This window comes from Pseudomonas sp. Marseille-Q8238 (assembly GCF_965111915.1).
This window is the reverse complement of record NZ_CBCOPI010000001.1, coordinates 2246338-2271683: the sequence shown is the minus strand read 5'-3', so window position 1 is coordinate 2271683 and position 25346 is coordinate 2246338. Positions and strand designations below refer to the sequence as shown.

At 62.8% G+C, this 25346-nt stretch carries 18 protein-coding genes; 12 read left to right on the top strand and 6 right to left on the bottom strand.

Annotation, left to right across the window (positions count from 1 at the left end):
• The first annotated feature begins 56 nt into the window (after nt 1-56).
• The 3 genes from ACWPW0_RS10515 (at nt 57) to ACWPW0_RS10505 (ending at nt 4283) form a co-directional block, all read left to right on the top strand.
• Nucleotides 57-1388: a deoxyguanosinetriphosphate triphosphohydrolase gene (locus tag ACWPW0_RS10515; RefSeq protein ID WP_447722264.1), complete on the top strand. Its 1332-nt coding sequence runs from the start codon at nt 57-59 to the stop codon at nt 1386-1388.
• A gap of 4 nt (nt 1389-1392) precedes the next feature.
• On the top strand, nt 1393-2448 hold the full coding sequence (locus ACWPW0_RS10510; RefSeq protein WP_447592001.1) for an FUSC family protein: 1056 nt from the start codon (nt 1393-1395) through the stop codon (nt 2446-2448).
• Between the two features lie 74 nt (nt 2449-2522).
• The gene (locus ACWPW0_RS10505) at nt 2523-4283 is read left to right on the top strand and encodes a GAF domain-containing protein (RefSeq protein ID WP_454255297.1); all 1761 of its coding nucleotides are present in this window, start codon (nt 2523-2525) and stop codon (nt 4281-4283) included.
• A 142-nt stretch (nt 4284-4425) separates the two neighbouring features.
• Here the strand turns inward: ACWPW0_RS10505 and ACWPW0_RS10500 are convergent, their stop codons facing one another.
• Nucleotides 4426-4767 (bottom strand): YggL 50S ribosome-binding family protein, encoded by a 342-nt coding sequence (locus ACWPW0_RS10500; RefSeq protein ID WP_447592005.1) that lies wholly within the window; start codon nt 4765-4767, stop codon nt 4426-4428.
• 215 nt (nt 4768-4982) lie between these two features.
• On the opposite strand from ACWPW0_RS10500, the gene dacB reads away from it, so the two are divergent.
• Nucleotides 4983-6419: a D-alanyl-D-alanine carboxypeptidase/D-alanyl-D-alanine endopeptidase gene (dacB, locus tag ACWPW0_RS10495; protein ID WP_447592007.1), complete on the top strand. Its 1437-nt coding sequence runs from the start codon at nt 4983-4985 to the stop codon at nt 6417-6419.
• Between the two features lie 42 nt (nt 6420-6461).
• Here the strand turns inward: dacB and rlmKL are convergent, their stop codons facing one another.
• On the bottom strand, nt 6462-8681 hold the full coding sequence (gene rlmKL / locus ACWPW0_RS10490; protein WP_454255296.1) for a bifunctional 23S rRNA (guanine(2069)-N(7))-methyltransferase RlmK/23S rRNA (guanine(2445)-N(2))-methyltransferase RlmL: 2220 nt from the start codon (nt 8679-8681) through the stop codon (nt 6462-6464).
• Between the two features lie 408 nt (nt 8682-9089).
• On the opposite strand from rlmKL, the gene rmf reads away from it, so the two are divergent.
• Nucleotides 9090-9305, top strand: a complete 216-nt coding sequence (gene rmf / locus ACWPW0_RS10485) for a ribosome modulation factor (RefSeq protein WP_447592011.1) — start codon at nt 9090-9092, stop codon at nt 9303-9305.
• Between the two features lie 135 nt (nt 9306-9440).
• Here rmf and ACWPW0_RS10480 read toward each other — a convergent pair whose 3' ends face one another.
• A complete protein-coding gene (locus tag ACWPW0_RS10480; protein WP_454255295.1) occupies nt 9441-10466 on the bottom strand; it encodes a quinone-dependent dihydroorotate dehydrogenase in 1026 nt (341 codons plus the stop codon).
• 132 nt (nt 10467-10598) lie between these two features.
• Complete coding sequence (locus ACWPW0_RS10475; RefSeq protein WP_447592014.1) at nt 10599-10820, bottom strand: DUF2835 domain-containing protein; 222 nt, start codon at nt 10818-10820, stop codon at nt 10599-10601.
• 150 nt (nt 10821-10970) lie between these two features.
• Between ACWPW0_RS10475 and ACWPW0_RS10470 the strand changes: the two genes are divergently transcribed.
• The gene (locus tag ACWPW0_RS10470; RefSeq protein ID WP_454255294.1) at nt 10971-11864 is read left to right on the top strand and encodes a DUF6685 family protein; all 894 of its coding nucleotides are present in this window, start codon (nt 10971-10973) and stop codon (nt 11862-11864) included.
• Nucleotides 11865-11926: 62 nt separating this feature from the next.
• Here the strand turns inward: ACWPW0_RS10470 and ACWPW0_RS10465 are convergent, their stop codons facing one another.
• Nucleotides 11927-12268, bottom strand: coding sequence for a ribonuclease E inhibitor RraB (locus ACWPW0_RS10465; protein WP_447592017.1), 342 nt, complete (start codon nt 12266-12268; stop codon nt 11927-11929).
• Between the two features lie 325 nt (nt 12269-12593).
• Nucleotides 12594-14657 carry an LTA synthase family protein gene (locus tag ACWPW0_RS10460; protein ID WP_454255293.1) on the bottom strand — a complete coding sequence of 688 codons (2064 nt, stop codon included), beginning with the start codon at nt 14655-14657 and terminating at the stop codon, nt 12594-12596.
• Nucleotides 14658-14976: 319 nt separating this feature from the next.
• On the opposite strand from ACWPW0_RS10460, the gene ACWPW0_RS10455 reads away from it, so the two are divergent.
• The 6 genes from ACWPW0_RS10455 (at nt 14977) to ACWPW0_RS10430 (ending at nt 25344) form a co-directional block, all read left to right on the top strand.
• Nucleotides 14977-16485, top strand: a complete 1509-nt coding sequence (locus ACWPW0_RS10455; protein ID WP_454255292.1) for a methyl-accepting chemotaxis protein — start codon at nt 14977-14979, stop codon at nt 16483-16485.
• A 380-nt stretch (nt 16486-16865) separates the two neighbouring features.
• On the top strand, nt 16866-18422 hold the full coding sequence (gene glgA / locus ACWPW0_RS10450; RefSeq protein ID WP_454255291.1) for a glycogen synthase GlgA: 1557 nt from the start codon (nt 16866-16868) through the stop codon (nt 18420-18422).
• The gene (treZ, locus tag ACWPW0_RS10445) at nt 18422-20188 is read left to right on the top strand and encodes a malto-oligosyltrehalose trehalohydrolase (protein WP_454255290.1); all 1767 of its coding nucleotides are present in this window, start codon (nt 18422-18424) and stop codon (nt 20186-20188) included. Before glgA ends, treZ begins: the two co-directional genes overlap by 1 nt.
• Nucleotides 20185-22251: a 4-alpha-glucanotransferase gene (gene malQ / locus ACWPW0_RS10440; protein ID WP_454255289.1), complete on the top strand. Its 2067-nt coding sequence runs from the start codon at nt 20185-20187 to the stop codon at nt 22249-22251. The genes treZ and malQ overlap by 4 nt, the downstream gene beginning before the upstream one ends.
• Nucleotides 22244-25054: a malto-oligosyltrehalose synthase gene (locus ACWPW0_RS10435; protein ID WP_454255288.1), complete on the top strand. Its 2811-nt coding sequence runs from the start codon at nt 22244-22246 to the stop codon at nt 25052-25054. The genes malQ and ACWPW0_RS10435 overlap by 8 nt, the downstream gene beginning before the upstream one ends.
• Nucleotides 25051-25344, top strand: coding sequence for a DUF2934 domain-containing protein (locus tag ACWPW0_RS10430; RefSeq protein ID WP_454255287.1), 294 nt, complete (start codon nt 25051-25053; stop codon nt 25342-25344). Before ACWPW0_RS10435 ends, ACWPW0_RS10430 begins: the two co-directional genes overlap by 4 nt.
• Nucleotides 25345-25346 lie beyond the last annotated feature (2 nt).

Genomic DNA, 25346 nt, shown 5'->3' with positions numbered 1-25346 from the left:
TTGCAGCCACCGCAACGAAGCCCGAAGCTAGGGCATCTCTACGGCGAGGACAGCCCTTGGACTGGCAAACCCTGCTTACCCGCGAACGCCTCGGCAAACCGGTACACAGCCCTGACGAACTCGGACGAAGCCCGTTCCACAAGGATCATGACCGCATCATCTTCTCGGGTGCCTTTCGCCGCCTGGGGCGCAAGACCCAGGTTCACCCCGTCTCCAGCAACGACCACATCCACACGCGCCTGACCCATTCCCTGGAGGTCAGTTGTGTCGGACGTTCGCTGGGCATGCGCGTGGGCGAGATGCTGCGCGGCGAACTGCCGGAATGGTGCGACCCGGTCGATCTCGGCGTGGTCGTGCAGTCCGCCTGCCTGGCCCATGACATCGGCAACCCGCCCTTTGGCCACTCCGGCGAAGACGCCATCCGCCACTGGTTCCAGCAGGCAGCCGGACGTGGCTGGTTGGATGACATGGCCGATGCCGAACGCGATGACTTCCTCAACTTCGAAGGCAACGCCCAAGGCTTCCGCGTCCTGACCCAGCTGGAATATCACCAGTTCGACGGCGGCACCCGCCTCACCTATGCCACCCTCGGTACCTACCTCAAGTACCCCTGGACGGCACGGCATGCCGAAGCCCTGGGCTACAAGAAGCACAAATTCGGCTGCTACCAGAGCGAACTGCCGCTACTTGAGCAGATCGCCAGCAAGCTCGGCCTGCCGCAACTCGAGGAACAGCGCTGGGCCCGCCATCCGCTGGTCTATCTGATGGAAGCCGCGGATGACATCTGCTACGGCCTGATCGACCTGGAAGATGGCCTGGAAATGGAGCTGCTCGACTACCCCGAGGTCGAGGCGCTGCTGCTCGATCTGGTGGGTGACGACCTGCCGGAAACCTATCGCCAACTTGGCCCCCAGGACTCGCGCCGGCGCAAGCTGGCCATCCTGCGTGGCAAGGCCATCGAACACCTGACCAATGCCGCCGCCAGTGCCTTCGTCGCCCAGCAGGATTCGTTGTTGCGAGGCGATCTGCCTGGCGACCTGGTCGAGCACATGCACGGCCCCGCCCAGCACTGCGTGCAGCAGGCCAAGGCCCTGGCAAGACAAAAGATCTTCCAGGACAAACGCAAGACGCTGCATGAGATCGGTGCCTACACCACCCTGGAAATCCTCCTCAATGCCTTCTGCGGCGCGGCACTGGAACAGCACGGCGGGCGCACGCCATCGTTCAAGAACCGACGCATCCTCGATCTGCTCGGTAACAATGCCCCCGACCCACAGTGGCCGCTGTACCGCTCCTTCCTACGCATGATCGACTTCATTGCCGGCATGACCGACAGCTACGCGACCGAGATGGCCCGGGAAATGACCGGCCGCTCCAGCCCGGTGTAAAACGATGAAGGCCTTGCTACGGCAAATCCTCGGCTGGCACGCCGGCCCACCCGACTGGGCACCGGCCATTGTCGCCGGCCTGGGCTGCGGCCTGCCGCTGATACTCGGTCTGTTCAGTGGCCACTCAGGGTTTCTCTGGGCGTCGGCCGGTGCATTCCAGGCAGCCCAGGCCAGCCCGTTGCACCGCTTCGGCATGCTCCGCCTGTTGCTGCTCACGCTGCTCGGCGCTTGCAGTGCCGGGCTGGGGTTCTGGTCCGGCAGCCACCCGTTACTCAGCCTTGGCCTGTTCGCAGCCTTCGGCTTCCTTCTCGCCTGGCTGCAGCGTTTCGGCACCGAGGCCGGCAAACTGGGCATTGGCCTGGCCGTTTGCCTCTGCCTCGGGCAGGGTCAGTACGGTATTGGCAGTCTGAAAAATGCCGATGCGGTCGCGGCGCTATTCGTCCTCGGCGGCCTCTGGGTCGCCTTGCTCGCCTTCGGCCTGCGTGGCTTGCGTGGCCTACGCATGTGGCCGCACATGCCGCGTTTCGTCAGCATCCTGAAAATACTCAAACGCCACGCCAAACGCCTGCCCGAGCAACGCTGGCGCCTGCATGCACTGCGTTGCACGGTGGCCTGTGCCGCCGCCGGCCTGATCGTCAACCTGGCCTCGCTGCCCCGCGGCTATTGGCTGACCCTCGCGCTGATCAGCACCTTGCAGCTGGAGTTCAAGGGCAGCCTGGTGCGTGCCGTGCAATCGAGCATGGCCAGCCTTGCGGCCGCCGTGTTGCTGATCTACCTCGGCCATACCCTGCAGAGCCCACCGCTGATGGTCGCCACCATCCTGCCGCTGATCGTGCTCAGCCGGGCCTTCCAGGCTCACAACTATGCCCTGTTCGTGCTGCAGGTAACCCTGTGCTTCGTGCTCCTGGCCGAAAGCCTGTCGCAGGACTGGCACCTGGCTCAGGTTCGCCTGTTCAACAGCCTGATCGGCGTATCCCTGGCCATGCTGGTGGCCCTGATGACCTACGGACTCGAGCAGTGGTTGCTACGCCGCCACAAGCAGGATGAAGCCGTGCCATAGATCAATACGGCAGTACCGGTGCAACGCACTATGCTTTTTCCTGCCACTGGATGGACCCAAGGGAGTGAGATGCAATGAACGTGAAAGCCCGCGCCAGAGAACGCCGTTATCCGCTTCACGTTCATATCAGCGCTTTGTTCGCCCTGTTGCTGATCAGCAGCGGTGTAGTACTCGGCCTGTTCAATTACCGACAGACCAGCCAGATCATTCTGACCAGCAGTGATCAGCTGTTCGCGCAGATTCGCCGAGAAGTCGAATCCGACCTGCAGAATACCTATCAGCCTATTCGACACCTGCTCGGCCTGCTGGCCCTCAATGAACAGAACCAGATGGCCGACGGAAACCAGCGCATGGTTCTGCTGCCGCTGTTCGCCCAGGCCCTGCGCGACAATCCCAAACTGGCCTCGCTGTACCTTGGCTATGCCGATGGCGATTTCTTCATGGTAAGGCCACTGCGTACAGCACGGCTCAAGCAGATATTCGATGCACCGGATAACGCCGCCTACCAGGTCTGGAGCATTGATCGCAGCGGGCAGGCGCGCGCGGTGTCCGAGTCGCAGTACTTCGATGCCGACCTGAAGCTGATCAGCCGCCGGCAGAACCTCAACGAACGCTACGACCCCAGCACTCGCACCTGGTACACCAGCGCCCTGGCAGACGGCGAGCAGATCACCACCGAACCTTATGTGTTCTTCTCCAGCGGCGAAATCGGCACCACCCTGGCCCGAACCAGTCACGAGCGAACCGTGATCGCCGCCGACCTGACGCTGGAGGACCTCTCTGCCACGCTGGCCCGGCATGTGGTAACGCCGTCCACCGAAGTGGTGCTGTACCGCCCGGATGGCGCCGCAATCGCCTACCCCGACAGCAGCCGACTGGTCGTACCGGGGGAAAAGGCTCATCTGGTCCAGGTGCAGCAACTCAGCCCGGCCCTGCGTGATCTGTTCGACAGTGCATTGCAGCAGGACAAGCAAGGCAGCATGCAACTGGCCAACCGACGCTGGCAGGTGTCCTATACCGCCCTTGCCGAAGGCGGGCCGAATGGCCTGCGCCTGGCCCTGCTGACGCCCGAAGATGAGCTGCTGGCCGATGCCTACCGCATCCGCTGGCAGGGCGCGATGCTTACCCTGGGAATCCTGCTGCTGTGCATTCCGTTCGGCTGGCTGATGTCGCGTCTGCTCGTTCGTCCGCTACATGGGCTGGTGCAGGAGGTCGAAGCCATCCACCGCTTCGACTTCGATCATCCTGCGGGCGGGCGCTCACCCGTGCTTGAGGTCGACCAACTGGCTGCGGCCATGGCACGGATGAAAAAGAGGCTGTGCGCCTTTCTCGCTATCAACGCCAACCTGTCTGCCGATGCCCGCCTCGATACCCTGTTGCAACGCGTGCTCCACGAAACCCTGGCGCTCAGCGGAGCACGTTGTGGCCTGCTTTACCTGCGCGACGCTAATGACGGCCTGCTGCGACCACGCAGTCTGCTGATTGACGATCAGCCGCGGGATATCAACGAATATCGCATCCCCGGCGATACCACGTCTCTGCCGCACTGGTTGGAACAACCGGCCAACGGCGGTGCCAGCGCGGTGATCTCGCTCGGTTTCGACCAGGCAGGTGCCTTTCAACCACTGCTGCATGCACTGGACAGTCCGCGGGCGCACGTGGTCAGTTGCGGCCTGCACAATCGCCAAGGAGACACCATCGGCGTACTGGTGCTGATACAGCAAGACCAGGGTGAGGAGCGCGACCTCGCTTTGCTACGTCCCGAACGGGTTGCTTATATAGAAGCTGTCGCGGATGTTGCGGCGGTGCGTATCGATACGCTGCAACAGAAATAGGCCAGCGCTGACCGGATGCGCTCAAGAGGGGGAATTCGAGCGGACTGACACAAAGCCGTCCTAGGGAAACAGAGTGGCAGATACTCTGTGGTGGCGCAGTGGAACTAGACGCGACAGACGTCACGTCTGGTCCACACGATGATCAGCTCGGGTTGACCGGATTTTCCGGGTACCAGACGTCCATCAGCGGGCTGAGGGTGAAACCGCTCAGTTCGCTGCGGCTCTTGAGCCACGCTTCAACCTGACCACGTTGCTCGGCATTCATCGAGCCACGTTTGCCCAGGCAGACGAAACCGTAGTCATCGCCACCGACATAACCCAGGCCATTGCCTTCGATGGCATCACCAAGGAACTCTTCGACGAAGGTATCTACCTGTACATCGGACAGGCCTTCGTTGAAGTTCAGGGTCAATTCGCAGCCCAGCTCCTGAAACTCGTCGACGCAGAGTTTCTTGCGCAGACGGCGGGAACGGTTAGTGGCCATGTAACACTCCTCAAATCTTGACGGTAATAACCGGCGGCACTCTAGCAGCTTGGCGCGCAGACTGCTCGCCTACGGCGGTTTTAACCTAAAGCATCCGATATTCAGGCGATGACGAATGGGCGCTTGAGGCATAATGCAGCGCACTTTCAGGTTACCGTGCGGCCAGTCAACGCGTACGTTTCTTCAGCCCTCGACCTCTTTTTCCGGGCCCGCCAATGATCAAATCGCTCCGCAGCATCGCACTCGCCACCCTGCTTCTGCCCTTTTCCCTGCCTATTAACGCCGCTGTCAGTACGGCTCTTCCCGCCAAGGTTCAACAATCGTTGACGGCCAACAAGCTCGGCGCCAACAGCCTGTCGCTGGTCGCCATCCCGCTCAATGGCCCGGGCACCAGCATCGTCTACAACGCCGATGTCTCGGTTAACCCGGCCTCGACCATGAAGCTGGTCACCACTTACGCAGCCCTTGAACTCCTCGGCCCCACGCATCAGTGGCAAACCGAGTTCTACGGCGACGGCGAGCTGAAGAATGGCGTACTCAATGGCAGCCTCTACCTCAAGGGCGGTGGCGACCCCAAGCTGAACATGGAAAAACTCTGGTTGCTGCTGCGCGATCTGCGTGCCAATGGCGTGCAGCGCATCACCGGTGACCTGGTACTGGACCGCAGCCACTTCAACCTGCCGCAACTGCCCGTGTTCGACGACGATGGCGGCGACCAGAACAAGCCCTTCCTCGTCGGCCCCGATTCGCTGCTCGTCAACCTCAAGGCCGTGCGCCTCATCGTGCGTAACGACAAGGGCAAGATCAGTGTGCAGATGGACCCGCCCCTGACCAATGTGCGCATCGACAACCAGATCAAGGCGCTGCCCGCGGCGAAATGCCCGGGCTGGCCGGATGTACGCTTCAACCCGGTGAGCCAGTTCGACGGCACCACGCTGGTGGTCACCGGCAAGCTGGCCGATGGCTGCAGCGGCCAGAGCTACCTGTCCCTGCTCGATCATCCAGCCTATGCCTCGGGCGCCATTCGCGCGATCTGGCAGGAACTGGGTGGCACCATCATGGGCAAGGACCGCAGCGCCGACGTGCCGAAAGGTGCGCGACTATTGGCTCGCGCCTTTTCGCCTGACCTGACGGAAGTCATTCGCGACATCAACAAATACAGCAACAACACCATGGCCCGGCAGCTGTTCCTCAGCATCGGCGAGAAATTCCGCGACAAGGCCGATCCTGACGATGCCAAGGCTGCACAGCGCGCCATCCGCAACTGGCTGGCCCGCAAAGGCATCACCGCGCCGCACCTGGTGATCGAGAACGGCTCGGGCCTCTCGCGTGACGAGCGGGTCAGCGTGCGCGAAATGGCAACCATGCTGCAGGGGGCCTGGCAAAGCCCCTACTCTGCCGAGTTCATCGCTTCCCTGCCGCTGGTCTCGATGGATGGCACCATGCGCAAGCGCCTGCGCAACACCGGCATGGAAGGCCAGGCACACATCAAGACCGGCACCTTGAACAATGTGCGTGCCATTGCCGGTTTCAGCCGCGACATCAAGGGCACCACCTGGGCGGTCGTGGCCATTCTCAACGACCCGAAACCCTGGGGCGCTTCGGCCGTGCTCGATCAGATCCTGTTGAGCATCTACCGCCAGCAGCGCTGACAACCTACCGAGGCGGCCAACAGGTCGCCTCGGTCCGTTTCATCAACGTGCAGTCAGGCGCCAGGCCCGATGGATCTTCGGGTTACGTGCGAAATCCTGGTCGATGGTACTGGCGCTGATCTCTTCCACCGCATAGCGCGCCACCACGCTTTCATCGAGCTGGAACTTGCGGAAGTTGTTGGAGAAGTACAGCACCCCGCCCTTGGCCAGGCGGTTCATCGCCAGATCCAGCAGTTGCACGTGATCACGCTGCACGTCGAACACCCCCTCCATGCGCTTGGAGTTGGAGAAGGTCGGCGGATCGATGAAAATCAGGTCGTACTCACCACGATCCGTCTCCAGCCAGCTCATCACATCACCCTGCTCCAGACGGTTCTTGTCGGAAAAGCCGTTGAGCGACAGGTTGCGCCGCGCCCAGTCCAGGTAGGTTTTCGACAGATCGACGCTGGTGGTGCTGCGCGCGCCGCCCTTGGCCGCATGCACGCTGGCCGTCGCCGTGTAGCAATACAGATTGAGGAAACGTTTGCCAGCCGCCTCACGCTGGATGCGCAGGCGCATCGGGCGATGATCGAGGAACAGGCCGGTGTCCAGGTAGTCGGTCAGGTTGACCAGCAGCTTGATGCCGCCTTCGCTGACCTCCATGAACTGCCCCTGGGTTGCCTGGCGCTCGTACTGTTTGGTGCCGCTCTGCCGCTCGCGGCGCTTGATCACCACCTTGTCCTGAGACACCCCCAGGGCCACCGGAATTGCCGCCAGCGCATCAAGCAGGCGGGTCTGGGCCTTTTCCGGGTCGATCGAACGAGGCGGTGCATATTCCTGCACATGCACCCAGTCGTGATACAGGTCGATGGCCAGGGCATATTCAGGCATGTCCGCGTCGTACAGGCGATAGCAGTCGATGCCCTCGCGGCGTGCCCACTTGCCCAACAGCTTGAGGTTCTTCTGCAGGCGGTTGGCGAACATCTGCCCACCTTCGGACAGTCGCGCCGCCTCGACTACCGGTGCGCTCGGCGTGGCCTTGCGCTCGTTTGAGGTTTCCGCAGCGGCCTTCTGCTCCCGCTGGGCAGTCGAGCGACGCTCGCCAGTGACGAACTGATCGGGCAGGATCTTGAACAGCAAGAGACGGCACGGCAGCGCGCCGTTCCAGAAGGCGTACTGCTTGTGACTGCGCAGCCCCATGCGTTTGCCGAGTTCCGGTGCGCCGGTGAATACCGCCGCCTCCCAGTTCAGGCAAGCCTGGCGCAGGCGCTCGCCGAGATTCTGATAGAGATACAGCAGGCTTGCTTCATCGCCCAGACGCTCGCCATAGGGTGGGTTGCTGACCACCAGACCGGTCTGGTTCTGGTCCGGGCGCGGCTCGAAGGTCGCCACTTCGCCCTGATAGACCTTGATCCAGTCACCCAGGCCGGCACGCTCGATGTTGTTGCGCGCGGGCTGGATCAGACGTGGATCGGCCTCATAACCACGAATCCACAGCGGGGGCTTGGCCAGACCGGCAGCGGCCCGTGCTTCGGCCTCCTGGTGCAGGCGAGTCCAGATCGCCGGCACATGGCCGAGCCAACTGCTGAACCCCCAGCGCTCGCGTTTGAGGTTGGGTGCGAGGTCTGCTGCAATCATCGCGGCTTCGACCAGAAAGGTACCGACCCCGCACATGGGGTCAGCCAGGGCGCCTCCCGCCGCGGCAATTCGTGGCCAGCCGGCACGGAGCAGTACCGCCGCCGCAAGGTTTTCCTTCAAGGGCGCCGCGCCTTGCTGCAGGCGATAGCCACGCTGGTGCAGGCTGTGGCCGGAGAGGTCCAGGGACAGCACCGCCTCGCCACGGTCCAGGCGCAGATGAACCCGCAGGTCCGGATCGATCTTGTCGATCGACGGACGCGCGCCGTCGGCCTGGCGCAGCTTGTCGACAATTGCATCCTTGACCTTCAAGGCGCCAAAGTGGGTGTTGTCGATGCCCGAACCATTACCGCTGAACTCCACGGCCAGAGTTCCGGAAGACTCCAGGTGCTCGGCCCAGTCGACATCCAGCACGCCCTGATAGAGCGATTCGGCGTCCTGCACCGGGAAACGGCGCAGCACCAGCAATACGCGGTTGGCCAGGCGCGACCACAGGCACAGGCGATAGCCGGTTTCCAGAGTACCGAAGCCGCGTACGGCGGCGGTCTGCTCACGCACCTCCTCCAGCCCGAGGCTGGCTGCTTCTTCGACGAGCAGGCCTTCCAGGCTTTTCGGGCAGGTAAGGATCAGTTCATAGCGGTCCGACATGTGTCACCCAGTCAAATAGCAGCGGCTTACTAGCCAAAATATGTGACAGAAAGTCGCAACGCGACCCTTTGTCGGAATAACGACAACCTGCATTCGCAAGTCATTCGCAATGGCAAATTGCCGCTGCGTTTAGCCAAGACTCCCGGCCTATGCGGGGGTCAGTGAAAAAGGCCAAAAAAACATATTGAACCTTATGGCCCACACCGCAAATACGTTACGTGCTTATGACAAAACGATCATTCACAGGGTCGGCTTCATTCGATAGAACTCATCTCAGGCCGACACCGCAACGATGTCGGCAGGTGGTCCGCGACGCCGGCAGCGGCCCCATTTGGCAGTAGCAATTCTGCCTTGGTCCCTACAGGGGACCCACAGGACATAACAGTCAACAAGTGAGGGCAACACCCTATGAGAAGACTTAAGCGTGATCCTTTGGAAAGAGCGTTCTTGCGCGGTTATCAGCACGGCATTCACGGCAAATCCCGCGACCTGTGTCCTTTCACCCATGCTTCCACACGTCAGGCCTGGATCAACGGCTGGCGGGAGGGACGCGGCGACAACTGGGATGGCCTGACCGGCACTGCCGGCATCCATAGACTCAACGAACTTCACGCCGTCGGCTGAACCAGGATCACCCCCCGACTTCACCATACCGCCCCATCCGGGCGGTGGGCGCAAGCCCAAGGGCTCCTTCGGGAGCCCTTTTTTATGGCCTGCCATCCATGGCAGCCACCCCTCCAGAAGATCGCAGATGGGTTCTTATGCGCGCGGCACTGCAGCGATGGCATCGACGGCCTCGCGGATCAACGCCGGCCCCTTGTAGATGAACCCCGAGTAGATCTGCACCAGGCTCGCCCCCGCGGCGATCTTCTCGGCAGCATGGGCACCTTCGGTAATCCCACCCGCGGCGATGATCGGCAAACGGCCCTTGAGCTCGCCAGCCAGTACCTTGACCGTGTGCGTGCTCTTCTCGCGTACCGGCGCTCCCGACAGACCACCCGCCTCTTCGGCGAATGCCAGGCCCTCGACACCTTCACGTGACAACGTGGTGTTGGTGGCGATCACTGCATCCATGCCCGTTTCCACCAGAGCACGGGCGACATCGGCCGTCTCCTCGTCGCTCATGTCCGGCGCGATCTTGATCGCCAGCGGCACACGACGGCCATGCACCTGAGCCAGGTCTTCCTGACGCTGGCGCAGGGACTCGAGCAACTGCTTGAGCGAATCACCGAACTGCAAACTGCGCAGACCCGGTGTATTGGGCGAGCTGACGTTGACCGTCACATAACTGGCGTGGGCATAGACCTTGTCCAGGCAGATCAGGTAGTCATCCACTGCCCGCTCTACCGGCGTATCGAAGTTCTTGCCGATATTGATACCCAGCACGCCTTTGTATTTGGCTGCCTGAACCCGCGCCAGCAAATGATCGACGCCCAGGTTGTTGAAGCCCATGCGATTGATGATCGCGGTGGCTTCAGGGAGGCGGAACAAACGTGGCTTGGGATTTCCCGGCTGCGGCCGTGGCGTCACGGTGCCGATTTCGACAAAGCCGAAACCCAATTGAGCAAACCCGTCGATGGCGTCGCCATTCTTGTCCAATCCTGCCGCCAGCCCTACCGGGTTGTCGAAGGTCAGCCCCATCACCTGGGTTGGCAGACGAGCAGGCGCCTTGCCAATCAGACCATTGAGCCCAAGGCGCCCCCCTGCCCCGATCAGGTCGATGGACAGTTCATGGGAAGTTTCCGGGGACAGCTTGAACAATAAGGTGCGGGCCAGGTCATACATGGGCAATTTGGCTCGGTGGGTACAATGGGAAATAGGCCGCGATTATAGCCATCCCCACTCGCCTACGGCGAGGCAAGCGCGTAATAAGGCCCAGGGGCAAGACGATGGGAGCATGGTTGCATATCGACTCAGCTATTGCAGTTGGCGCAGTTCCAGCAGTTCGCCACTGACACTGAACTCCAACTCGAAGACTCCGTTGATACCATCGTGGCGTAGAAAGGGCTTCAAATGGTGGGCCGGCAAGCTAACCTTGCGACCATCACGACTGAACAGCATGACCCGATTGGCACGTCCTTGGTAAACGGCAAGGAAACGCTCTGCGGGTAGAGCGATATCCAGTACCAGGCTGGGCATGGAGACGACCTCAACAATGTTTCACTCAATTCTGCCACAAGCAGTCCGCTTCTCTGCGGATCAAAAAAACTCACTTCTTGCCCCATCCAGTGCGTACGGGCGTACCATCTGCCACACTGTTCACCATGTTTCCGGGATGTATTGCGGGTCATGAGTCTGTCCGATTCCACTACCAGTCTGGCGTCACGTTTTTCCGCTCTGGCCCAACGCCTTGGCCTGAGTGGCCGTGGGTCACGTCTGGTGTTCGAGCGCGCTCGCAAGCTGCGCCTGCCTTTCATCGCCATGCCGGTTCCACGACAAAGCATCTGGTGGCAGGACGGCCCTCCACTGCAACGCCTGGTCGACCTGCCGCGCGACGCGTTCTCCGGCCCGGTGCAGGAAGACAAGGCCGCCGCCAGGGCGGCCTTCATGCAGGTGGTGGAACATCAGCACGAACAGCTCGCTCACTTCGACCTGCGCCAGATTGATGGGCTCTTCGGCCAGCCTCTCGAACGCGGCGGCACCCACAGTAATTTCGAAGAGTTGGCCGCCAGCCCAGCATGCCGCAACCTGCGCATTATCAGCTACAAGGATTTCCTCAGGACCATCAGCCGCGCCCTGCCGCGCTTTCTCGCGGGTGACCCCATCGAGCTATGCCAGGCGAGCTGGCATGGCAAACGCATTTTCTGGACCGGTGAACAGCACGTCGAAGATTTTGCCAGTGCAATTGCCTACGCTCGCCTTCGCGGGCTGGAAGTCAATCTACCCGCCAAACTGACCCGTTATCACCTGAGTACATCCGGCCTGAGTCAGCTCAAGCAGCAGTACCACTCCCTCGGCATGCCCTCCCAGGCCTGGAGTGATCCGGCCTTCATGGGGCTGCTGCTGGACAACCGCTTGCCCTACGCACGCCTGTCACTGCTGCGTATTGCGGGCGCGCCTGAAGTATTGATGTTGCCGAAGGCTTCGGCCGAAGCCAATGCGCTGGGTGAAGGCCTGCGATTAGCAGGGGCGCCTGATGTGGTGACCTACCTGGAACACCTGCAACGCCGCGAACTCGCCTGAGAACCTAGAAATATGAAACGCCGGCTGCCACCCAGGCAGCCGGCACACTCCGGGCAGATCATTCAACTGCCCCGCAGATGTACCTCCTGCGTCACGCCCCAGCCATCCAGCACACCACCCAGAGGCCCGACCAGCGATTCGAGGTTCTGCTCGAAATCATCGATCCCCGAATGCGTGGCATACATCACCTTGCTCACCAGCAGGTGCCAGGCACCGTCCTCACGGACGCTGACCTGGGCATTGAGTGACTCACCGCGAAATGTACGTGCAGCCAGACGTGCCCGGTCCTCATCCGGGAAAATCGCGTGAAACTCGATGGGATGAACGCGGGCGAAATCGAAACCGCCCTCTTTCATACGGCGCAGAACGTTACCGCTGACATCATCTTGGAAGGTTGTACTCATGAAACGACCTCCTCTCAGGCGATTGATAGGCCGCAACCAATGGCAGTGGCGGCCTTGCGACACCTTGTGGTGCCGCCCGAGAGCCGGACAACGATCGTGTCCGACCTTAATGCGCCAGGCCGCTGCGCTGACCTGGCTGGCGACACCCCTGCAAACAGGCAGGCCATGTCGTTAGCCCTCAGAGTAGCGCCTGAGACGTGCCCGTGTCGCGGCGATACATCATTGGCAATACACCTGACGACAGGTGGCCCGTGCCGGAATCCGCAGTTCTACAGATATGACAAGGCCGGCAATCGCCGGCCTTGTCATCAGCTACGCGGCACCCTCAATCCGCTTTGCCGCTGACCGCTCCAGAGCGGTTGTTCAGCAAGCTCTGCGTGGCGCTCTGCAGGAAGGCTTCCAGGCGCTTGTGCAGGGCCGCCTCGTCTGGATCGTCCTGCAGGACCTTCACCTCGGCATCAGCGCCCAGACGGTACTCGTACAGGCGAGCAGGCAGTTCCTTCGGCTGGATGAGGATCTTCCCGCCATCGATGATTGCCACCGTCTGATCGCTGCCCGACGGCTTGATCACGCCCGTGCCCTGGTCACCTTCCGGCAGGCTCAGCAAGTCGCGCCCCCAGCATTGATGCTGCACATCGCCGCCCAGTCGACCCATGATGGTCGGCACCACGTCGACCTGGGTACCCACAGTTTCCCGACTGGTGCCGAACTGATCCTGAATGCCCGGCGCGATAAGCAGCAACGGCACGTTGAAACGGAACAGGTCCATCTCGGTCAGTTGTTTCGAGCTGACAAAACCATGATCGCCCAACACTACAAACAGAGTGTTTTTGTAATACGGCTGTTGTTTGGCCTTTTCGAAAAACTGCCCTAGCGCCCAATCCGCATAACGCATGGCAGTCAGGTGTTCATTGTACGAGCCATGGCCCGTTACCGGCTCTACAGGCAGATCCTTGGGCAAGGCATATGGCGTGTGGTTGGACAAGGTCTGCAGCAATGCATAGAACGGCTTCTGCTGATCCATTTTCGCCAGTTCCTGCGCGCCACGGTCGAACATGTCCTGGTCCGATACGCCCCAGGTCGGGTCGATGTACACCGGATCGACGAAGTCTTCCCGGCCGATGAAGCGACGCATGCCCTGGTTGCTGAAGAATCCCGACTGGTTGTCCCACTGGAAGTTGCCGTTGTAGACGTAGACGTCGTCGTAATCACGGGCGCTGAGCAACTGTGGCAGACCGGAGAACTGGTGCCCGCCTTCCGGTGTGCGCATCAGGTACTCGAAGCTCGGCAGATTGGGGAAGCAGGCCATGGTGGCGAACATACCCTGGTGGGTGTGCGTGCCATTGGAGAAGAAGCGCTTGAACAACAGCCCTTCCTTGCTCAGGCGGTCGAAGTTGGGCGTGATATTGGCATCGCTGCCCAAGGCACCGACCCAGCGACCGGCAAAGCTTTCCATCAGGATCACCACCACATTGCGCACGGGTAGCGTATTGGCCTGCGGTGGTTGATAGATCCGGCGCACGGCCGCCTTGTCCGCATCGACCAGGGTGTCATGCTCCCCGAGCAACATGCCACGCACCACTTTCAGCGCCTCGTCTTCCGGCAAGGTCGACTTCCAGGCGTGGTCGCGGTGATCGGAGAAACTGTTCTTCGCCGCATCCACCAGCGTCAGCGTGCCATTCAGGCCCAGGTGGTTGGCGAACATCGAATCCGTGGTGTAGGCATCGCCCCAACGCAGTGGCGGCCCCTGTTTCAGCGTGCCACGCGCGGCGATCACCGCAACCAGCAGGCACAGGATGAATACCACCACACGCCAGTACCAGGCCGAAGCGAGCTGCCCGTCTCTTGGCCGGGTAGAACGCTCGATGCGGATAAACAGCCAGGCCAGGACCAGGGTGGCCAGCGCCCAGGCGATCAGGTAGCGCACCACCGGGAAGCCATACCAGATCATGCTCAGGACCGTGTTCAGGTCCTCTTCCAGGTACTGGAACACCAGGCTGTTCAGGCGCTGGTGAAACTCACGGTAGAAGTCCAGCTCACTGACACCGAGAAACAGGGTCAGGCTGGCGAACAGGGTCAGCCAGATCACGTGCAGCCGGCGCGCGCGCATGGCATGCACGCTCAGGACGGACAGCAGCAACGGCGCACAGGCGTAGACCACCAGACGCAGGTCGAAACGCAGGCCATTGAAGAAGGCCTCGGCAAACACCGATGCCGGCGTAGTGCCGATCTGCTCATGGTTATAGAGAAGCAGCGCCAGGCGCAGCAGGGAATACATCACCATCAGCAGCGCTGCGCTGCCCAGGGTGAAAGCAAGGTGACTGGCGAGTGTGGGCTGGAGACGGCGCACAGCCCCGGGCCGATGACTCAGAACATCCGCTGAAGACATGGTGAAGGGAATCCACGTGAGTAGGGAGATAACGTCGGGAAACAGCCAGGCCAGAGAATACGGACCTGTCGAGCGAATGCATCATGCGGTAATCGATGTGAAATTTGTGTCGAATTCCACCTTTGCGCAAGAAAAAAACAAGCCAATTCCGCCGTTTATGCTGGCTCTTTTGCCATGGCATTTTTCCGGATCTTCGCTATAGCCCGCCAGGGCCGGGGCTTTTCAGCATCGCTGGCCATTGGCTGACCTGCCAGCGGGGTACTATGCCAGCCATCTCTTTGCCATCATCCCCTGCATATCTGCTGCCTTCTGCCGATAGATGAGGCACGCCTGGTACATCGACCCAGTTGTCGACCAGAACAACAAGAATGGAGCCCAAACCATGCAACAGGGTCTTTTGGCGGCCTTCATCCCGCCAACCGAACAGGACAACAGCAACCTGCTGCTGAGCCGCATGCTGGTATTTTTTGCCTTCTGCGGCCTGGTCATCGGCCTGTACAGCGGCATCAAATGGGGTCGATTGGGAAATGGCGCACTCATGCAGGGCTCATTCCTGCTGATCATCGGCATGCCGTTGGTACTGCTGGTTCTGCGCAACGCCTGGCTGCCAGCCCGAGGCATCGCCAACCTGGCCATGGCGTGCATCAGCAGTTACGCGATGATCCTCATCTACCACCTCGGGGGGCTGCATTCGGCACACATCTTCTGGCCTGTGGTGGTGATCTGCTTCGCCTACCTGTTGCTGGGTGGGCGCAGCGCCGCCTTCTGGAGCCTGTTGCAGCTGATCTTCGTTTTCTGGCTGATTCGCCTGGACCGCTCCGGCGCCATTCTGCCGGCCTTCGAGCTGAGCCCCCGCGATGCGATGGTCAACGAGTACTCCGGTTTCCTCTTGCCGGTGGTGACCATCTGGTTCGCGCAGTGGACCAGCGCCAAAGTCCGCCAGCAGGCGCTGGATGATGCCCAACAGCACCTCGATGCCGCACAGGCAGTAGGACGTGAAGCCACCCAGAGCAGCCAGCAGCTGGCGGCCTTGCTGGGCGAGATCCGCCTGAGTGCCGGCGACCTGCGCCAGCTTTCCCAGCAGTTGTACAAGACCCTCGACAACATCCGCCTGCGCTGCCAGAGCATCGACAGCGACGTCCAGCAGCAGGCCGACGCCATGCTGCTGCTCGACCAGGCCTTGAACACGGTGCTGGAAAGCCTGGCCGACAGCACCCGGCACATGCAGCGCCTGAGCCAGGACACTCAGCACAGCAGCAGCCAGGTCAACAGTTGCGCCCAGCATATGCAGGAAGCCCAGCAGAGCATGCAGGCCATCCAGTCGAGCAATCAGCGCATCGCCGAATCCATGCAGATGATCAGCGCCATCGCCCAGCAAACCAACCTTCTCGCCCTCAACGCAGCCATCGAGGCCGCCCGCGCCGGCGAACATGGCCGAGGCTTCGCCGTGGTGGCCGACGAAGTACGCAACCTGTCGCAGCGCAGCAACCAGACTGCCGAGACCGTGCAGAGCGTACTCACCCAGTCCCAGCAGATTGTCGATACCGGCGCCAACCAGGTCAGTGACGTTGGAGCCGCGCTGAGCAGCAACGCCACGGCGACCGAAGACCTGTCCAGTTCGATCCTGCAGCACAGCCAGGCGCTGGATGAGGCCCACCAGCAACTCGCCGATGTTCGCCACAACAGTGCCGCTCAGCGCGAAGCCAGCCTGCGTCAGCGCGAGGCCAGTGCCGAACTGCTGGCCGCCCAGGAATCCTTGGTGGCTCTGGGCGAACGCCTGGAGCAACTCGCCCAACAGTTGCACCAACGCGTTGCCGGACAATCCTGACCAGCCCCCCCTCGCACACAAACCTCCCAGCCACTGCTCACCAGGCCGCCTCAGGCCAGGTGAGCAGCGTGCCTGACAAGCCCGCCTGACGAATTCGTACGCCACAGCAGGCAATCTGCCAGTGCAGACACTTCCCTGAGACAGAGCCGAGCCAGGGCTGCCCCTTCAGCAACGCCCACGCTCCTCCTGCCTGGAACCTGATCGACACGTCATCGGGTCCTGGTCCGCATATGGGAATAAAAGTCGAAACTTTCTTCTCGTCAGCCCAGTCATCACAAGACTGAGGATCAATCCCTGCTGCTCGGCGCTGTGCTTTTCCAAGGGCATTGAAACCTGACGGTCCGAACCCTGGGCATGGAATTCAAATGACTGGAGGACGTATGAGAAATGCTGCTGTGACTGCTCACTTCGATGGAGTCTCAACGCTGGCGATTCGCCAACAACCGCCCCTCCATCTCCAATGTCAGCAGAGTCCGAAGAAGAAAATTCTATTCGTCACCTCCGAGTTCGCCGATCTGGTCAAGGTCGGTGGGTTGGGCGACGTTTCAGCAGCCCTGCCTCGCGCCCTCATGCCCCGCTATGACATTCGTGTGCTGATTCCCGGCTATCGGATGATTGTCGACAGCAGCCAGCCGATTCGCATCGTCGGCGAACTCGGCGGCCACGCCGCCCTGCCCGCCTGCCGCATCGGCCGCATGGACCTGGAAGACGGCCTCATCGTCTACGTGGTGCTCTGTCCCGAGCTGTATGAACGCGAAGGCAACCCGTATGGCGACGCGAACGGCAGGGACTGGCCCGACAACCACATCCGCTTCGCTCGCCTGGGCCTGGCCGCGGCGGATATCGCTGCCGGCACCGCGTGCATCAACTGGTGCCCGGAACTGCTGCACGCCAATGACTGGCCCGCAGGCCTGGCGCCGGCCTACATGGCCTGGCGCGAGCAGACCACGCCCTCGGTGTTCACCATCCACAACCTTGCCTACCAGGGGCTGTGCGCGCCCGAGTGCCGGCCTGAGCTGGGTCTGCCGGAAGCGGCACTCAGCTCGGAAAGCATGGAGTTCTACGGCAAGCTGTCGTTTCTCAAGGCCGGCCTGACCTACGCCAACCACATCACCACGGTGAGCCAGACCTACGCCCGGGAAATCACCACCGCCGATTTCGGCTACGGTCTGGAAGGCATGCTCAAGCTCAAGGCCGATGCCGGACTGCTCAGTGGTATTGCCAACGGCATCGATGAAAGCTGGCAGCCAATGAGCGATCCGCACCTGATCACCGGCTTCTGTGCCCGGCAATGGCAAGGCAAGCGCGCCAATGCCCGGTACGTGGAACGGATCTTCGGCCTGGACCCGGATGCCGGCCCGCTGTTCGCCGTGGTGTCGCGCCTGGTCCAGCAGAAAGGCATCGACCTGACCCTGCAGGTCGCCGAACGCATCGTCGCCGGTGGCGGACGCATCGCCATCATCGGCCGCGGCGAACCGGAACTGGAGGCTGCCGTTGCCGAGCTGAGCGAGCACTATCCAGGACGGATCGGCGTGAATGTCGGATTCAACGAGACCGATGCCCGGCGCATGTTTGCCGGCAGCGACTTCCTGCTCATGCCCTCGCGCTTCGAGCCCTGCGGCCTGAGCCAGATGTACGCCCAGCGCTTCGGCTCACTGCCCATCGCCCGGCGCACGGGCGGCCTGGCCGACACCATCGAGGACGGCGTCACTGGCTTCCTCTTTCGTGAGGCAACCGCCGAAGCCTATTTCGAGGCAATCGAGCGAGCGCTGAACGTGTTCAAGTACCCGGAACTGCTCAATGCCATGCGCTGCAAAGCCATGGCCTCGCCGTTGTACTGGGAGCAGTCGGTCGCACCGTACGACCGCCTCTACACGGAACTGGTCGACGAACTGGAACGTAATGCCAGCCAGCAACAGGTCAGGAGATCGCGCTAATGCCCCTCCGGGTGCGTACCCACGGCGCCCAGGTGCAACAGAATGGAATCACGCGTTTTGCGCTCTGGGCACCCGATTGCCGAGAGGTTGCCGTCGAACTGACGAGCGAGGCGGTCCATTGCCTGGAGGCACAGGCTGATGGCTGGTTCGTTGGCACCTGCGAATGCGTGGCAGGCACTGGCTACCGCTTCATCATCGATGGCCGCCTGCGTGTGCCGGACCCGGCCTCGCAGGCGCAACTCGATGACGTACACGGCTTCAGCCAGGTGGTCGATCACGCCACCTACCGTTGGCAGCATCGCGACTGGCAGGGTCGCCCCTGGCATGAAAGCGTGCTCTATGAGCTGCACGTCGGCCTGCTGGGCGGCTTTAGCGGTGTCGAGCAACGCCTGCCGGCACTCAAGGCGCTGGGCATCACCGCCATCGAGCTGATGCCCCTGGCCGAGTTCCCCGGCAGTCGCAACTGGGGTTATGACGGTGTGCTGCCCTTTGCGCCTGAATCCTCCTACGGCACGCCGAAACAACTGAAAAGCCTGGTCGACAGTGCCCATGGCCTGGGTCTGATGGTTTTCGTCGACGTGGTCTACAACCACTTCGGCCCGGATGGAAACTACCTCAGCCACTACGCCAGCGATTTCTTTCGCAGCGATGTACAGACGCCCTGGGGTGCCGCCATCGACTTCCGCCGGCGCGAAGTGCGGGACTACTTCTGTGAAAACGCCCTGATGTGGCTGCTCGACTACCGCGTTGACGGCCTGCGCCTGGACGCGGTGCACGCCATCGGCGAGACGGACTTCCTCGTCGAACTGGCCAGCCGCGTACGCGCTGCCGTGGAGCCGGGCCGCCATGTGCATCTGGTGCTGGAGAACGAGGACAACAACGCGCAGCTGCTGCAGCATGGCTTCGACGCGCAGTGGAACGACGACGGCCACAATGTCCTGCACGCCCTGCTTACCGGCGAGCATGAGGGCTATTATGCCGACTTCGCCGAGGATGCCACCGCCAAGCTGGCTCGCTGCCTGGGTGAAGGCTTCATCTATCAGGGGCAGCCGAACCGTCACGGTCGCGCTCGCGGCGAACCGAGTGCACACCTGCCGCCCACCGCCTTCGTGCTGTTCCTGCAGAACCATGACCAGGTCGGCAACCGGGCCTTCGGCGAGCGACTGATCGAACTGGCCAACGAGGACGCACTCAAGGCCGCAACCGCCCTGTTGCTGCTTTCACCCATGGTTCCGTTGTTGTTCATGGGCGAGGAATGGGGCGCACGCCAGCCCTTCCTGTTCTTTACCGACCACCACGCCGAGCTTGCCTGCCAGGTACGTGAGGGTCGACGCAACGAGTTCGCCGACTTTGCCCTGTACGCCGATGCCAGCGTGCGCGAGCGCATTCCCGATCCCAACGCCCTCCACACCTTCAGCCGCTCACAGTTGCCAGAAAACATCGCCAGCCTGGTCGAACACCAACATTGGTACGCGTTGTATGAGCAGCTACTGGATATCCGCCATCGCCTGATCATCCCGCGCCTGCCGGGCGCGACGTCGCTGAAAAGCGAGGTGCTCGGCGACGGTGCGGTGAGCGCCCATTGGACGCTGGGCGATCGCAGCCTGCTGCGCATCGACCTGAATATCGGCGAACGCGACCTGCGCATCAGCCCGCCACCGACCCGCGCTGCGGTGATCTTTGTCCTCGGTGTGGACAGTGCCGGCTACCAGCTCGGCGCCCTGCCGGCACGCAGCGTCGCAGTCAGCCTGGAGGCCGCGGCATGAGCGACGAGCGCCTGGCACAACTGGCCGAAACCGCCGGCCTCAGCCAGCACTGGGTCGATGCCAATGGCCGGGCGCAGCATGTGGCGCCGGACGCCCAGCGTGCCCTGCTCGAAGCGCTCGGCTTTCCCGCGCAGACACCCCAGCAGATCGCCGCCAGCCTGGCCGTCCTGCGTCAGCAACAACATGGCGCGAGCCTACCGCCGCTGCTTACCGCCGATCAGGGCCGGGCACTGCGCCTGAACGGGCATTTTTCCGCACACAGCGCCTTCCAGGTGATTCTCGAAGATGGCAGGCGGATCGATGGCCACCTCGATGGCGAAGGCAACCTGCCGGCGCTGGCCGATTGCGGCTACCAGCAACTGCACATTGGCGACCGGCAGATCACCCTGGCCGTGGCGCCACCCGCTTGCTGCAGCGTGCAGGAGTTGACTGGCCGTGCACGCAGCTGGGGCGTCACCGCGCAGCTCTATGGCTTGCGCCGCCCCGGCGATGCCGGCCTGGGCGATACCCAGGCGCTGGAGACCCTGGCTCGCCGTGCCGGAGACAAAGGTGCCGATGCCCTGGCCATCAGCCCGGTGCATGCGATGTTTGCCGCCAAACCCGAGCAGTACAGCCCGTACTCGCCCTCTAGTCGGGTGTTCTTCAATGTGCTGCATGCTTCGCCGGCCACCATTCTCGGCGATGCGGCGGTCGCCTCAGCGGTGACCAACAGCGGCCTGCTGGCCGAGCTGCAGCGCCTTGAAACCTTGCCGCTGATCGACTGGCCGGCTGTCGCCAACAGTCGCCAGCGCCTTCTGCGTCAGCTTCATGATGATTTCGCCAACAGCGCAACCCAGGGGCTGCGCGATGATTTCGCCCGTTTCCGTACGCAAGGTGGCGATGCGCTGACCCAGCATTGCCGCTTCGAAGCCCTCCACGGCCACATGCTCAGCAACGCCCTGCCGGGAGACTGGCGCCTGTGGCCCGCGCAATACCGCGACCCACGGCACATAGAGGTGGCGCGCTTCGCCAGCACACATGCCCATGAAGTGGCCTTCCATGCCTTCGGCCAGTGGCTGGTCGCTCGCGGCCTGCAACGGGCGCAGCAGGCCGCACGCGATGCCGGCATGGGTGTGGGCCTGATTGCCGACCTCGCAGTGGGCGCTGACGCCAGCGGCAGTCAGGCCTGGTCGCGTCAGGCCGAATTGCTACAGGCGGTCAGCGTCGGTGCGCCCCCCGACATTCTCAACCGCGCGGGGCAGAACTGGGGCATCTCGGCTTTTTCGCCCACCGGTCTGCAACAACAGGGTTTCCACGCGTTCATCGAGATGCTCCAGGCCAACCTGGCCCATGCCGGCGGTATCCGCATCGACCACGTGATGGGCCTCCAGCGCCTGTGGGTGATTCCCGAGGGCGCTCCAGCCGATGCCGGCGCTTACCTCAACTATCCACTCACCGACCTGCTGCGCCTGCTGGCTCTGGAATCCTGGCGCCATCGCGCCCTGATGATCGGCGAAGACCTCGGCACCGTGCCTGCGGGCCTGCATGAGGAACTGGCACGGCGCAATATCCTTGGCATGCGCGTGCTGCTGTTCGAACAACGACATGGTCGTTTCATCCCAGCCCAACAATGGCCACGGGATGCCCTGGCGACCACCACCACCCATGACCTGCCGAGCATCAGCGGCTGGTTGCGAGGCAAGGACATCGACTGGCGCCAGCAGGCCGGACACAGCGATGCCGAACGGGCTGCCCACGATCATGTGGAACGCGAGCGCGAGCGCAGCGCATTGATCGACGCGCTGGCCGACAGTGGCCAACTACCCAGCGCCACCCGCAGTGACGAAGCGTGCCTGGAGGCCAGCATCGGTTTCCTCGGCAGTACACCCGCGCCACTGGTGCTGCTACCGCTGGAAGACATCACCGGCCAGCGTGAACAGCCGAATCTACCCGGCCCTGGCGACATCCACCCCAACTGGCGCCGACGCCAGCAACACCCGGTAGAAACCCTGCTCGACCAGCCAGATGCCGCGCGCCGCCTGGCCCGCCTGCACTCGACTCGGCAAGAGGCTGGTCATGAATGATCTGCGTGCCACTCTGCGTCTGCAATTTCACCAGGGTTTCACCCTGGACGACGCCGTCCCTCTGGTGCAGTACTTCTCGCGCCTGGGCATCAGCCATATCTATGCATCACCGCTGCTGACTGCCCGCCCCGGATCGATGCATGGCTACGACGTGATCGACCCGACCCGAATCAACCCCGAGCTGGGTGGCGAGCCGGCTCTGGTGCGCCTGGTCGAGGCCTTGCGGAGCTATCGCATCGGCCTGATTCTCGACATCGTCTCCAATCACATGGCCGTCGGTGGTGACGGCAACCCCTGGTGGCTGGACGTGCTCGAATGGGGCGCGAGCAGCCCCTATGCGCAATTCTTCGATATCCAGTGGCAGTCTCACGACCCGGCCATGTACGGCCAGCTCCTGGTGCCGTTCCTGCGTTGCGACTACGGCGAAGCACTGGCCGCCGGCGATATCGTCCTGCACTTCGATTGCAGCAGCAGTGCCTTTCACGCCCAGCACTTCGAACACCGCTTGCCCATCAGTCCACCCAGCTACGGCGATATCCTGCGCAGCAGCGGCGACGCCACCCTCAGCGCCCTGGCACGCCGCTTCGACAGCCTGCGCGACGACCCGCAGGCCTGGTACAGTGCCCAGGCGTTGCGTGCCGAGCTCCAGCAACTGGGCCAGCCAGAAGCATGCGGCGCGGCGATCCAATATGCCCTGCAGCAATACCGCTGCGACGACGAAGCCTGCCTGCAACGCCTGCACAACCTGCTCGAGCGTCAGCACTACCGCGTGGCCAACTGGCGTACGGCGGCGGACGATATCAACTGGCGGCGTTTTTTCGACATCACCGAGCTGGGTGGCCTGCGGGTGGAACAGGCCGCCGTGTTCGAGGCGACCCACGAAAAAATCTTCGGATTGATCGCGCTAGGCCTGGTGGATGGTCTGCGCATCGACCACGTCGACGGCCTGGCCAACCCGCGCGCCTATTGCCGGCGCCTGCGCCGCCGCGTCGACAGCCTGCTCGACAAGCGCCCACCGCTGCTGCAGGACCAGCCCTTCCCCATCTACGTGGAGAAGATCCTCGGTCACGGCGAGCAACTGCCTGACGACTGGGGCGTCAACGGCACGACCGGCTACGAGTTCATGAACCAGCTATCGCTGCTGCAGCACGACCCACGCGGCGAAGCACCGCTGAGCGAGTTGTGGAGCGAAGCCAGCGGACGCAGCGCCGACTTCCTGGACGAAGCGCGCACCGCGCGGCAACTGGTGCTGACCAGTTCCCTGGCCGGCGATGTCGAGGAAGTCGCCCAGGGCCTTCTGCAGATCGCCCGCCACGACCTGTATACCCGCGACCTGACCCTGGGGGCGATTCGCCGGGCGCTGATCGAACTGATCGTGCACTTCCCGGTATACCGCACCTACGCTGGCGCCTGCGGGCGCTCGGCGCAGGACCAGGCGTTCTTCGCCCAGGCCCTGGAAGGTGCCCGTACTACCCTGGCCGAAGCCGACTGGCCGCTGCTCGATCACCTCGACCACTGGCTCGGTGCCCAGCCACTGCGCGAGCTGCCACCCGGCCCCGCGCGGCAGTTGCGGGAAAAGGTGCTGATCCGCTTCCAGCAACTGACCTCGCCCGCAGCCGCCAAGGCCGTCGAGGACACCGCCTGCTATCGCTCCGGCGTGTTGCTCTCACGCTACGACGTGGGTTTCGATCCCCAGCACTTCAGCGCGCCTATCGAGGCCTTCCATACGCGGTGTGCCGAACGCGCCAAGCACTTCCCGGACAACCTGTTGGCCACCGCCACCCATGATCACAAGCGTGGCGAGGACAGCCGTGCACGCCTGGCCGTGCTCAGCGAACGGGCCGCCTGGTTCGTCGAGCGCAGCGCACACTGGCGCGAACTTGGCGCCGCACTGCGCGACGCTCACGATGAGCAGCCCGCCCCAACCGTGGCGGATGAACTGCTGCTGTACCAGACCCTGCTCGGCAGTTGGCCGCTGGAACTGTCCGCGGATGATAGCGATGGCCTGCGCGGCTACCTCGAACGCTTGATGCGCTGGCAGGAGAAAGCCTTGCGCGAAGCCAAGCTGGCGAGCAGCTGGAGCGCACCGAACAGCCAGTACGAGGCCGGTTGCCGAACCTTTCTCGAACGCCTGCTGAGCAGCGCAGAAGGCTATGAGCTGCGCTGCGAGATCGCCGCGGCGGCAGCCCGGATCGCCCCCGCCGGCGCCCTCAACAGCCTGGCCCAGAGCCTGTTGCGCATGAGCACGCCGGGCGTACCCGATCTGTACCAGGGCGCCGAATTCTGGGACTTCAGCTTGGTCGACCCGGACAACCGCCGCGAGGTCGACTACTCCGCCCGCATCGCTGCCATTACCGCCCTGCCGACACTCGACGAACTGCTCGCACGCTGGCAGGACGGGCATATCAAGCAATGGGTGATCAGCCATGTGCTGGCCATCCGCTACGCCCGCCCGGAGCTGTTCCGCGATGGCGACTACCAGGCGCTGCGCGTCGAAGGCCAGGCTGCCGGGCACGTGCTGGCTTTCTCACGCAGCCTGGGCAACACGCACCTGCTGGTCGTGGTGCCGCACCTGGCCAGTGAGCTGCTCGGCGACAGCAGCCTGCCGCACATCCCCGCCGAGCGCTGGGGCGATACCCGCATCGTCCTGCCCCAGGCGCTGGCCAGCGACAGCCTGAGCAGCATTTTCAGCACCCGCGCCCTTCACGCGCACCAGGGCTCCCTGGCGCTGAGCGATGTGCTCGCGGAATTTCCCGTCAACCTGCTGCTGCTCAAGCCAGCCACTCAGGAGGCATCACCATGAACATCGAAGCGCGTATCCGTGAGTTCGCTTACCAGATCTGGGAATCCGAGGGCCGCCCCGATGGCCAGCAGGCGCGCCATTGGGAAATGGCCCGCAAGCTTGCCGAAGCCGAGGCGGCAAGTGCCTCCCAGGCCACTCCACGCAAGCGCAGTGGCAAAGCCAAGGGCGTGACGCTGGCCGATGTGGAGGCCGAAGTGAACAAGCCCGAACTGCTGAAGAAGCCGCGCCCACGCAGCAGCACTGCCAAGGCACCCACTGCGCCCAAGGCACCGAAGACTCCGAGAGCCTGATG